The 12,422-nt window shown below is 45.4% G+C and carries 9 protein-coding genes and 1 pseudogene; 8 read left to right on the top strand and 2 right to left on the bottom strand.

Features of this window, described 5'->3' with window-relative positions:
- The first annotated feature begins 50 nt into the window (after positions 1 to 50).
- The 6 genes and pseudogenes from prmB to SVI_RS13625 all read left to right on the top strand — a co-directional run bounded on the left by prmB (position 51) and on the right by SVI_RS13625 (position 5,818).
- Positions 51 to 995 carry a 50S ribosomal protein L3 N(5)-glutamine methyltransferase gene (gene prmB, locus SVI_RS13650; RefSeq protein WP_013052167.1) on the top strand — a complete coding sequence of 315 codons (945 nt, stop codon included), beginning with the start codon at positions 51 to 53 and terminating at the stop codon, positions 993 to 995.
- 157 nt (positions 996 to 1,152) lie between these two features.
- A pseudogene (gene aroC / locus SVI_RS13645) lies at positions 1,153 to 2,246 on the top strand (chorismate synthase).
- Positions 2,247 to 2,411: 165 nt separating this feature from the next.
- Complete coding sequence (locus tag SVI_RS13640; RefSeq protein ID WP_013052165.1) at positions 2,412 to 3,584, top strand: MFS transporter; 1,173 nt, start codon at positions 2,412 to 2,414, stop codon at positions 3,582 to 3,584.
- 113 nt (positions 3,585 to 3,697) lie between these two features.
- Complete coding sequence (locus SVI_RS13635; protein ID WP_013052164.1) at positions 3,698 to 4,846, top strand: ATP-NAD kinase family protein; 1,149 nt, start codon at positions 3,698 to 3,700, stop codon at positions 4,844 to 4,846.
- A gap of 166 nt (positions 4,847 to 5,012) precedes the next feature.
- Positions 5,013 to 5,282, top strand: coding sequence for a YfcL family protein (locus SVI_RS13630; RefSeq protein WP_013052163.1), 270 nt, complete (start codon positions 5,013 to 5,015; stop codon positions 5,280 to 5,282).
- Entirely contained in the window at positions 5,279 to 5,818 is a 540-nt protein-coding gene (locus tag SVI_RS13625; RefSeq protein WP_013052162.1) for an RNA methyltransferase, read from the top strand. The genes SVI_RS13630 and SVI_RS13625 overlap by 4 nt, the downstream gene beginning before the upstream one ends.
- Before the next feature lie 57 nt (positions 5,819 to 5,875).
- Here SVI_RS13625 and mnmC read toward each other — a convergent pair whose 3' ends face one another.
- The gene (gene mnmC, locus SVI_RS13620; protein ID WP_049791104.1) at positions 5,876 to 8,005 is read right to left on the bottom strand and encodes an FAD-dependent 5-carboxymethylaminomethyl-2-thiouridine(34) oxidoreductase MnmC; all 2,130 of its coding nucleotides are present in this window, start codon (positions 8,003 to 8,005) and stop codon (positions 5,876 to 5,878) included.
- A gap of 110 nt (positions 8,006 to 8,115) precedes the next feature.
- Between mnmC and fabB the strand changes: the two genes are divergently transcribed.
- Both fabB and SVI_RS13610 read left to right on the top strand, forming a co-directional pair.
- Positions 8,116 to 9,327, top strand: coding sequence for a beta-ketoacyl-ACP synthase I (gene fabB, locus SVI_RS13615; protein ID WP_013052160.1), 1,212 nt, complete (start codon positions 8,116 to 8,118; stop codon positions 9,325 to 9,327).
- A gap of 422 nt (positions 9,328 to 9,749) precedes the next feature.
- Positions 9,750 to 12,041 (top strand): peptidase U32 family protein, encoded by a 2,292-nt coding sequence (locus tag SVI_RS13610; protein WP_013052158.1) that lies wholly within the window; start codon positions 9,750 to 9,752, stop codon positions 12,039 to 12,041.
- Here the strand turns inward: SVI_RS13610 and SVI_RS13605 are convergent.
- Positions 11,988 to 12,293: a hypothetical protein gene (locus SVI_RS13605; protein ID WP_041419958.1), complete on the bottom strand. Its 306-nt coding sequence runs from the start codon at positions 12,291 to 12,293 to the stop codon at positions 11,988 to 11,990. The genes SVI_RS13610 and SVI_RS13605 overlap by 54 nt on opposite strands.
- Positions 12,294 to 12,422: the final 129 nt, after the last annotated feature.

The raw sequence follows: 12,422 nt of genomic DNA, 5'->3' as shown, positions 1-12,422 counted from the left end.
TGAATAGAGTTCAGTTACAATGAAATGGAATAATTATGCTGGAGTGAGTTTTGGATAAGATTTTTGTAGATGAAGCCGTAACTGAACTACGTACCATAGGTGATATGTTGCGTTGGGGCGTGAGCCGTTTTAATGATGCCAATATTTATTATGGTCATGGAACCGATAATGCCTGGGATGAGGCTATAGCGTTAGTTTTTCATGCCCTTCACCTACCTGAAGAGATAGGTCAGCAAGTTATCCACTCTAATCTCACCAGCAGTGAGAAGCATAAAATCGTCGAGCTTATTATTCGTCGTGTAAGAGAACGCCTGCCGGTTCCTTACTTGACCAATAAGGCCATGTTTGCCGGGCTTGAATTTTTTGTCGATGAACGTGTGCTGGTACCGCGCTCTCCGATTGCCGAGATGATCGCCAATCGTTTCAGCCCTTGGCTGTATAATAAACAAGTTAACCGCGTACTTGATTTATGTACAGGCAGTGCTTGTATCGCTATCGCATGTGCCTATGAGTTCGATGAGGCAGAAGTAGATGCATTAGACATCAGTGCCGATGCCCTGGATGTTGCACAAATCAATATAGAGAATCTAGGCGTGATGGATAGGGTCTTTCCTATCGAGTCAGATATTTTCTCTGCGATACCTAAAGGTCCTCATTACGATCTTATCGTGTCGAACCCGCCATATGTGGACGCCGAAGATATCGGTGATATGCCAGATGAATACCAGCACGAACCTGAGATCGGTTTGGCATCGGGACGTGATGGACTCGACCTAACTAAACGCATTCTGGCCAATGCTGCCGACTACATGACCACAGATGGTTTACTGGTTGTCGAAGTGGGTAACTCTATGGTTCACCTGATGGAACAATTCCCCGATGTGCCGTTCACTTGGGTGGCATTCGAAAATGGCGGCGACGGTGTGTTTGTCTTGACCCGTGATCAGCTAGTCGAAAATGAATCTCTATTCGCCATCTATAAAGACAGCGAATAATCTCGGTTCAATAAGTCTCAATGGGCGCTGGTGATAAATAAGGCTAATGAATGAGTTAGTCTTTATTTAAACTTGTCACTTGCCGCTCATTTAAGCTAATCTCGGCCTGTGTACAAATTCAGAGTATTTTTAAACTAGTCAGAGGTTAATAGAGCGAATGTCGGGAAACAGTATTGGACAAATTTTGTCGTGACAACATTTGGTGAAAGCCATGGTGTCGCATTAGGTTGCATCATAGATGGCGTCCCACCAGGACTCGAGCTCAATGAAGCGGATATGCAACATGACCTTGACCGACGTCGTCCTGGGACTTCTCGCTATACTACAGCAAGACGTGAGGCCGATGAGGTACGTATCTTATCAGGTGTCTTCGAGGGTAAAACCACAGGTACCTCGATTGGTCTAATGATTGAAAATACCGACCAGCGCAGTAAAGATTACTCCAATATAAAAGACCTGTTCCGTCCAGGACATGCCGATTACACTTATCAACAGAAGTACGGTTTACGTGATTATCGCGGCGGTGGACGTGCATCTGCACGTGAAACAGCCATGCGTGTGGCTGCTGGGGCCGTGGCTAAAAAATACCTCAAAAAGGTTCACGGTATAGAGATCAGTGGTTACTTGTCTCAGCTTGGTCCCATTAAGGCCGAAACAATAGATTTTAGTCAAATCGAGCAAAATGCTTTCTTCTTCCCCGATGCGTCAAAACTTGAAGCGCTCGATGAGTACATGCGAGACCTGAAGAAGAGTGGCGATTCTATCGGTGCCAAGGTATCAGTAGTAGCCACTGGTGTCCCTGTTGGTTTAGGCGAGCCAGTATTCGATAGACTCGATGCCGAGATTGCTCATGCCTTAATGGGGATCAACGCGGTCAAAGGTGTCGAGATAGGCGATGGTTTCGAGGTGGTAAATCAGAAAGGCTCGGAGCATAGAGATTTAATGTCACCCGCAGGCTTTGCTTCAAACCATGCCGGTGGAATTTTAGGTGGTATCTCATCGGGTCAACCGATTATCGCTCATATCGCCATGAAGCCAACGTCGAGCATCAGTATCCCGGGTGAGAGTATGAATGCTCAAGGTGAGACTGCCGAAGTTGTGACTAAAGGCCGCCATGACCCTTGTGTTGGTATTCGCGCCGTTCCAATTGCCGAGGCCATGCTTGCCATCGTCTTGATGGACCATCTGCTTAGACACAGGGCACAAAATATGGATGTGCACAGCACAACACCTCAGATAGGTATGCGTTAATCAAGATTGATGTGTGCTAAATGAATTCGGGGGCGCTTTGTTGTATTAGGAGGCGCCTCTTTTGTTTTTGTAATTTGAATATAGATCCCAATCTAATTGGGGCGCCCCTTATCTTGTTGCAGCGATGAAACCCGTTGGCAGCTGCTTTATATAAGAAGCGACATCATGGACCAAACATCTCAAGTCAGTACCCAACTCCGCTGGATCAGCGCCTGTTATTTCTTCTTCTTTGCCATCTTAGGCGTCATGGTGCCTTATCTGGGGGTTTTCTTCGAAAACCGCGGCTTTGATCCCCAGGAGATAGGCTTTCTGTTGGCCATTTTAATGGCCACGCGGATTATAGCCCCCAATGTTTGGGCCATGGTAGCCGACAGAACGGGCATGCGTGCCCAGCTCGTCAAGTGGGGAGCCGCAGCTGCCTCGGTAAGCTATCTCACCTTTTTTTATGATGGCAGCTTTACCTATCTTGCAGTGAGTCTGTGTGTCTATACCTTCTTCTGGAATTCTATTTTGGCCCAGCTTGAGGTGATCACCTTAGAAACCTTAGGAGAAAATACCTCCCGCTACGGCGCCATTCGCAGTTTTGGCAGTCTAGGATATTTGGTCTTTGTCGTGGCAGTCGGTTTCGGTATTTCTGTTTGGGGCACAGAGATTTTACCCTATGTCGGCATGGTGTTATTTATTGGATTACTGCTCAGTACACTGCCTTTACCCTCGAAACGCGCCCTGGTTAAGGCGAAAGGTGACACGCCTAAGCTCACCTTAGATAAAGGCATTATCTGGTTTTTAATTTCGGCAATATTATTACAGATGAGCGCGGGGCCATTTTATGGATTCTTCGTGCTCTATCTTAAGCAAGCTGGATATACAGAAGCTGTGGCAGGCATCTATGTCGCCCTGGGTGTTCTAGCCGAAATATTGATGTTTATGATAGCGCCTAAGCTATTGAGCCGATTTGGAGTCAAACGACTGTTAGTGGCCAGTTTAGGGTTTACCGGGATCCGCTGGCTATTAATGGCATACTTGGTTGATAGCTTTATCTGGCTTGGTGTGAGCCAACTCTTACATGCCTTTACCTTTGGCTTAGTCCACGCGGCCTCTATTCAATTCGTCCATAGCCGCTTCGATGCCAATCACAGAAGTAAAGGTCAGGCCTTATATGCCAGTCTTAGCTTCGGGGTCGGCGGGGCTCTTGGCACTTGGTTATGTGGCATGATCTGGGGAGATGGTTCCGGGGCCTACTTAGCCTGGATTGGCGCGGCTATTTGTGCTTTTCTTGCCATGTTGGCGGTTTACTTTATACCTAAGCAGGTCAAAAGCATTAAGCAAACAGGTTAACCAGCACTTGATTCGAAAGAGTCGAAGCAGGACTTTAAGGCTTCACTCGAGTTATTTCACTCTGATGGGTGAGCGTGATTGCATCTTGTATCAAACAGAATAAAGGACAGTAAATGGCAATTCGATTTCGTCTGGGGTTGATTATTAACCCTTTCGCAGGTCTTGGGGGCAGCGTTGCACTCAAGGGCAGTGATGGTGTGGCTGAAGAAGCGTTGGCGCGCGGGGCTGAGCCTAAGGCGCAATTACGTATGCAACAGGCACTCGAAGTGATCTTACCCTATCAAGATAAGATTGAAGTTATCACCGCTTCCGGCGACATGGGTGAAACCTTGGCTAAGGAGATGGGCTTTGATGTTCGTGTGGTGCATCAGGTTTCCGGCAAGAGTGAAGCTGGAGATACTCAGCTTGTGGTTAAACACCTCTTAAATGAAGAGTTAGACTTGCTGTTGTTTGCCGGTGGAGATGGAACCGCGCGTGACATCTATTGTGTGGCCGATGAGAATATGCCAGTTCTGGGTGTACCCGCTGGGGTTAAAATTCACTCAGGCGTATACGGCATCACGCCACATGCCTCAGGCATGGTGGTCAAGATGCTTCTCGATGGTGACTTGGTGAGCTTGATGAGCGCCGATGTGATGGATATCGATGAGGTGGCTTTTAGAAAAGGCACAGTAAGAGCCAAGTGTTACGGTGAAATGTTAGTGCCCGCGGAGCCAAGGTATATTCAGGCGGTAAAGATGGGCGGAATAGAAATCGATGAATTGGTGCTTAGTGATATCGCCGCCGAAGTCATAGAGAATATGGAAGATGAGCTTTATATCATGGGCTCTGGCAGTACGGTCGCCGCCTTGATGTCTGAGTTACAGCTTGAAAACACCTTGCTGGGTGTCGATGTGGTGCAGGACAGTCGAGTGATTGGTGCCGACTTAGGTGCCAAACAGTTATTGGATATGACTAGAGATCAGCCAGTTAAGTTAGTGATCACCTTGATAGGTGGACAAGGGCATATTCTGGGTCGAGGTAATCAACAGTTGTCCAGTGAGCTGATAAAACGTGTTGGCAAGGACAATATCATCATCTTGGCGACAAAAACTAAGTTAAAAGCACTTGAAGGACGGCCCTTAATTGTGGATAGTGGCGACCCTGAATTAGACAAAGATCTGTGTGGCTATTATCGGGTTATTACAGGTTACCACGATTACGTTATGTACCAGGTTGCTAATCCCGACTTGAACCTAGATAGCAGAGCTATCACAGGTTAGTATAATTGCGTCATGTATCATTGAGATAGCTGAGCCATCACAGGTTAATATAATTACGTGATGTATCAGGTTGCTAATCCCGACTTGAATTGAGCGGAAAAACCTAAATATTGAGTTCTTGCTGCCAGTGAGCGGCATGTGTTGATAAAGAAAGAGCGGAGTTACCATGTTAGAGCAGTATGAAACATCATTATATGAGTGGATCGACGATATCGTAGCCAAAGGGGATGAAGATGCCCTATTTGCCAGTGGTTACCTTCAGGGGCATTTCGCGGTGGCTATTTCTCAGCTAGAAGTCGAAGCTGTACAAGGCATTGCAGCTCTTGGTGAGAAGATGGATGTATGTCTGCAGCTGGCTAAGAAAGAGCTAGATGATGCCGATTTTGCTTTGGTCGCCTCTGCATGGCAGCAGCTGAATGAAAAGCTCAGCGCGTGACAACTTGTGCCAATAGAACCAGCTTGGTAAAAATTGGTTTAGTGAATCCTAAAAGCCCGACCAATGTGGGCGGAGTGATGAGAGCTGCTGGTTGCTATCAGGCCAATGAGATCTTATACACGGGTAAACGTTATGCCCTCGCAGCTAAACACAGAGGCGAGCAGTACAATACTGATACCAAGAGAGTTGGGCAACATATTCCCCTGACGGCAACAGACGATCTTTTATTGGCTCGTACCGATGGCGTGAAGCTGGTGTGCGTCGATTTAGTTGTGGGCGCGATTCCTTTACCAGAATTTGTTCATCCGGACAAAGCCATCTATGTGTTTGGTCCTGAAGACGGCACCATAGATCAAGCTCTCATCGATGAAGCCGATGCCGTGGTTTATGTACCTACCATAGGTTGTATGAATCTGGCGTCGTCGGTAAACGTCTTACTTTATGACCGTTTAGCCAAGACCAATATGCAGATAGCCAATGATGCGCTTATCAGGCAAAGCCGTGATAACAATAATCGGGTCAAGGTAAAGCAATAAAAAAACCAGCGAAAGCTGGTTTTTTTATTTAGTGAGTCATGGTTTCAATTAAGCTAATTAAAGTGCCTTGCCTTTAATTAGCTTACGCATCCACATCCGATTAGGGTTAAGTAAGGCTAACGTAGCCATGTCCAGTGGTATGATCTCTCCACAGAGCTGAGCGGCTAGCGCTTCGGCTGCCAGAGGTCCCGTGGTTATCCCCCTCGAACCCAAACCACCTAAAATAAACAGGCCATGATGAATCGGGGCCGGATTATTCTTCCAAAACTGGATACTGGCCTTAGTATGTTGATGCTGCTTATAGTTTTCTAGCATTAAATCAGTATCCGGGGCGCAGCCCAGCATAGGCGCATGATCCCGAGTGACCATACGCACACCGACTCTGGCACTGTGTCCTGTGATATCTATATCGTCGACCCATGTCTTGCCTTCGAAGCTATGTTGCATCTTTTTAAGGTTATCAAGCTGCTCATTGGGGCAATAGTCCAGGTCTTGGGGATTCTTGACATAACTCGCACCTGTGCAATGAAGCTGGTCATTACTTGGGGTCAGGTAGCCGTGGGAGCAAAGAACCGTAGTGAGCTTTGCCAGCTCATTACGGGCAGGAATATGACTGACTTGCCCCCTGAATCCAGTTGCTGGCAGGAGTTTACTCTGTTCGAACTGAGTTAATCCATGGCCATTAGCCAGCACTAAAGTACTGAAAGGGCCATGCTTAACTTCATTATCAGAGTCATTCTCTGAACCCGAACCAGAACATGAGTCCTGATACAGATACCACTGACCTTCGTTTTGCTCGATACGTGTGATGTTAGCGTTAAATAAGGCACTAACATCGGCGATTTTTGCGGCCTTATCGAAAGCGGCTTGGGTAAATTCCGGTGGACTTATCCAGCCACCTAATGGATAAAATACGCCTTCTTGGTCTATATCTATGCTGGCAAGACTGGTAGCTTCTGGTGCAGATACCCGGTGAGCTATCTCTTTTGGCCAGGCTTGAGCCGAGATTATTCGGTTGATTCTGCCACGGCTGCGTTCATCGTGGCCAGTATGCAAGACACCACACAGTTGATTGGCTATGTTGAAGCCTTCATCGACTAAGCTGGTTAATCGTCTGCGGCTAAACAGTAAACCTTGCTGGAAATACTGACTTAGGGTGCCATTATCCGGTGTCAGCAAGGGATAAATAGCGCCTTGCTTGTTGCCTGACGCTTGTTGGCTAAAGCCTGCATCCTGGCAAAAAATCTGCACTGTCTTATTTCGCTCAGCAAGGGATAGTGCAAGATGAGTACTGGCAATACCGCCACCTATCACTGCAATCGTGCCCTCTTTTGCTGGTAGCTGAGGATAATGCTGAAACTCATTGGCCTGAGCTTGCCTCAATGCCCGGCGTTCTTGCTGGGATATCTCGTTATTTAACTTAGCCGATACTGGAGGGAGGTCAGTTTTTTCAGGCGCACTAGCTTCTAATAAAGAGCCTGTTGATAAAAAGTCAGCAGAAGTTAGGTCCGTCAGTGTAAAGCCCGCTATTTGGGCCAAGTTAGCCTGTTGCTGGCTTATGTACGAGCTGGATAGTAAGGCGGTGTTACTGCTGACTTTTGCCATCTGCCATAATACTTGCTCATCTAAGGATTGCTGATCTGAAGTATGGAACCAGGCATGGAGATAAGAGGCCGGATCTGCAGGTGCTAGGATATTAGTTAAACTTGAGTGTATATCACCGAGATACAGGTCGATAAGGCAACGGCCTTGATTTAAAATCAATCTCTGGCAGCCCGGTATCGCCACTAGCTTAGTATCTAGGAGCTGCTTAATTGCAGCTTGCATATCTAAATATGAGCCAGAGCCAAAGCTTAAATCGGCATGGGCCAGTTCTTCACACTCCTGGTTCTGAGTTTGCAGCGCGGCAAGTTGCAGATTTATGCGCTCAACCGCTGAGCAATCAGATTCGAAAATTTTCACATATAAGCGAGTATCTGGAAGGGACTTTTGTTGCAATAAGATGACAGATAGCAGTTGCTGCGCATCACAGAGTCCAATTTGTCCTAAAGATAACTTTTTTTTATCTGGATACATTTTCGCTATTTGCTCATGAAATGAGTCGAAATGACTACAATTATGGTTATTTACCATCTTTTCTTCACGTTCTTGGGTCAAGGAATTTACTCTGCGTCTCACTTTAGGCATTATTTTACCCGTGTTTATGGAAAGCTGACCACTTAATTGTGCTAAAAGCGATATTATTGCTAAAGCAAAATTAGTACTGAAAGTACTAAATGTACTAAATGGAAGAAATAATGAAAAGAGTCGTGATCACCGGACTTGGCGTAGTTTCAAGTATTGGTAACAATAAGCAAGAAGTCACTGAGTCACTGAAGGCTGGCCGCAGTGGTATTACCCACTCTGCACAGTTTGAAGAAATGAAACTTCGCAGCCGTGTTTGGGGAGAAATCACGTTAGACCCTAAAGAACATATCGACCGTAAAGCACTTCGCTTTATGGGTAAAGCCGCAGCTTATGCCTATGTTGCAATGGCTGAAGCCATTAAAGATGCTGGTTTAACTGAAGAGCAGTATTCAGACCCTCGTGTGGGTATCATAGCTGGTACTGGTGGAGCTTCATCGGCTAACCAGGTGCAAGCCGCCGATATATTACGGGAGAAGGGCGTTAAGCGCGTCGGTCCGTATATTGTGCCGCGCATCATGTCTAGTACAGCTAGTGCTTGCTTAGCTACACCGTTCAAGATTAAAGGCATGAACTATTCAATCAGTTCAGCCTGTGCAACCAGTGCTCACTGTATTGGCCATGCCGCTGAACTTATCCAGATGGGTAAGCAAGATATGGTCTTTGCTGGTGGTTCTGAAGAGGTAGATTGGACCCTGACTATGGGCTTCGATGCTATGGGCGCACTTTCTACTAAATATAACGATGAGCCTCAAAAAGCGTCTCGTACCTATGATGCAGACCGTGATGGTTTCGTTATCTCTGGTGGCGGCGGAATCGTGGTTGTCGAAGAGCTTGAGCATGCGTTAGCACGTGGTGCGAAAATTTACGCCGAAATAGTCGGTTATGGCGCATCATCAGATGGTTATGACATGGTTGCTCCATCAGGAGAAGGTGCCGTTCGTTGTATGCAGATGGCGCTTGCAGATGTCGATACACCTATCGATTATATCAACACTCACGGCACATCGACTCCAGTTGGTGATATGCGTGAGCTAGAAGCTTTACGTGAAACCTTTGGTGATAGCTTGCCACCAATCGCATCAACCAAGTCTCTGACCGGTCATGCACTCGGCGCCGCAGGTGCTCATGAAGCCATCTACAGCTTGATCATGATGGAACATGGTTTTATCGCGCCTAGTATAAATATCGATAACTTGGACGAGAAAGCCGCAGGTATGCCAGTAGTGACTGAATACCGTGAAGCTGAGCTCACCACAGTGATGAGTAACAGTTTTGGTTTCGGTGGCACTAATGCGACCTTGGTCATGAAAAAATATAAGTAACCTTCAATTTGAATGTTACGATAAGTGTTTGGTACTTTATCTAAAGTACCAAACATAAAAAAGGGAGCTTAGGCTCCCTTTTCTGTGTCTGGCATTCTCGTTGGAATAGTTCGTTGGAATAGTTCGTTGGAATAGTTCGTAGAGATAGTTATGTCAATTTAGCATGGATAGCTATAAATTGACTCTGTGTTTGGCATTCAGATGACTTGTGGGATGACAAGTTTCAAATATCTTTTTGACTGGCTCATTGGGCTTTATTGTCATCTAACTACAAGGTAGAAAACCTTAGATTTCTCAACTGTCGCCTCAGTTGTTACTTCAGTTATCGCTAATAAGTGCGAATAATTTACTTTAACGATATTCATTAGCAAAATATATGGGTAACATCCCCCCCATTAAATGTCTAACAACAAGTTGTAACCATGGATCCAAAGATTGAATTATTAGCACCAGGCGGAGATGTTGATGCGATTAAAGCGGCAATTATTGCCGGAGCCGACGCCGTTTATTGTGGCTTAGATACTTTTAATGCTCGTAACCGTGCAGCTAATATTTCCTTTGAGGAACTTGTTGGGATCATACGTTTAGCACACCAGTATCAGTGTCAGATTTTTCTTACATTGAATATTGTTATTTTAGAAAATGAGTTTAAGTCACTGGCAAAGCTACTAAGTAAGTTGGTTAATACCACATTAGACGGTGTGATCGTGCAAGATATTGGCATGTTCCATTTACTCACAAAGCATTTCCCTACATTAGACATTCACGCATCGACTCAGCTAACCACCCATAATATTGGTCAAATCCCTTTCTTGAAGAAGTTAGGCGCCTCGCGAGTTAATTTATCGAGAGAGCTTAATTTACGGGAGATAGCCGCATTAACTGAGACTGGTCGTGAAAACGATATCACCACTGAAGTGTTTGTGCATGGATCCTTATGCATAGCGTTCTCAGGGTTATGTTATTCAACATCTGCCAGTGTGGGTAACTCAGGTAACCGCGGACGTTGTAGTCAAGCTTGCCGTGAAGAGTATGAGACCACTGAGTCAGGTCATAACTTTCCGCTCAATATCAAAGATAACTCGGCATTTTTCGATCTACCTGCATTGATTGAAGCCGGTGTTCACTCGTTTAAGGTGGAAGGTCGCATCAAAGGTGCAAGTTACGTCCATACAGTAATAGACAGCTTTCGTAAGCAGATTGATGGCTTCCTAGCGACTGGAGAGCTGCTTGAAGATGGTGAGCGCCTCTATAAGGTATTTAATCGGGATCTAACCAACTCTTTTCTAAAGGGGGACTTAAATCAGTCGATGTTTATCGATAATCCTCGTGATAACTCGAAAAATCACCTTAAAGATAAGCTCACTCACAATGGTTTGAAGTCTATTTCGGTAGTGCAAATTCATGATGCGGAGCAAGAATTACAGACAGAAAAGAGCCAAATTCAAGCGTCTGTCAACGATAAAATTAAACATCTGAGCATAGAAAAACTGCCCCTGACATTGTCTTTCTCAGGTCAATTGGGCCAGCCGTTAACCATTACCGTCAGCACTCAAGACTTTATTATTGGTCAAACCCAGTTAGAGGATAAAACCTTTACAGTGCAGTCTCCTAGCTTGCTGACTCTCAGTGATGATGCCAGCATTGATGCCAGTTCGATTGAGAAGCGATTTAAGAGTTTAAATAATGCAGAGTTCGACTTGCTGCAGCTAGTCACTGATGATTTAGCCCCAGGCCTTAGCATTCCTTTTAAGGAACTGACAGGCTTAAAGAAGCAAGTGCTATTGCTACTTAACCATGAAACCCCAGTGTTACCAGCCGTTGAATTACCTAAATTGGCTAGGTATCCCAAGCCTGAAACACACAGACCTAAACTGTCTATCTTGATCTGTGATGAGGCTGATATCGCGCTTGCCGATGTCACCGATGCCGACATTTACTTTAAGTTACCCGATGCCTATAAGCGCGGCTGTACTAAGTATGTCGAATTCTTCAAACAAAACCCGCGTCTAATCCCTTGGTTCTCATCAGTGCTGATAGGTAAAGATTTTGATGCTGCGCTGAATATTTTAGAGCAAGTTCGACCTAAGCTTATTGTGACCAATAATACAGGTATCGCTAATCGCGCCTATGAGCTTGGGATTAAATGGATTGCGGGTCCGTTTTTAAACACCACCAACTCTTATGCATTATTGGCCATGCAAGAGCAGTTTGATTGTCATGGTGCCTTTATTTCTAACGAAATCAATCAGAATCAAATTAAACATATTGCACGACCTGCAAACTTCAAAATGCTATACAGCATCTATCATCCTATTTTGCTTATGGCGAGCAGACAGTGTTTCTTCCAGCAGAGTGTAGGTTGTGAAAAGCCACGTATCGACAATGGCTGCATGTTGTCTTGTGATAAATCGACCAGCATCACCAACCTTAAAGGTGATGAGTTTGCTATCGATAAGCAAAAAGCAGGCTATCCCAGTATTTATAATCAAGATCAATTCTTAAATACTGAGATCATTGAAGATCTGGCTCATCTTTTTGATGGCTTTATGATTGATTTAACCAACATAGGTGCCGGAGATAAGCCATCTCCTGACAAGGAGCTGCTAATCCAACAGTTTGAGCTACTCCTCAGCGGCCAATCTAATCTGGCTACAAGCTTAGGCAATATAGTGCCGAAATCTACGGTATTGCAATACCACAATGGCTTGTAACTTGTAGGATAACAAGTTGCTGGAAGTATCAGCTGTGGTTTCATTGGGCTTTATTGTTGTTTCATTGGCTTTTTGAATGGTGTTACTTCTATCAAATCCATCACCTGCCGTGGGCTTAAGTGCAAACACTTCAGTGACACGGCGTGAATATATCCCTATAGCCTCGGCCATGACGTCCATGTCACGGAAGGTCACAACCGCGTTCGCACCTGCTCTGGTTTCGGGATAGGTATCTCTTCGATTTCGAGTCATGTAGAACAAGTTGGTAGGAATATCTGCTGGGGCTTCATTGGGCTGAGTTGTTTCATTGGCTTTTTTAATGGTGTTACTTCATAGGTGTTAATTAACAAGCTGAACACCCATAGTTCCCTAATAAGGCTT

It is taken from the genome of Shewanella violacea DSS12 (assembly GCF_000091325.1).
GTDB classification, from domain to species: domain Bacteria; phylum Pseudomonadota; class Gammaproteobacteria; order Enterobacterales; family Shewanellaceae; genus Shewanella; species Shewanella violacea.
This window is presented reverse-complemented; position numbering and strand designations above follow the sequence as displayed.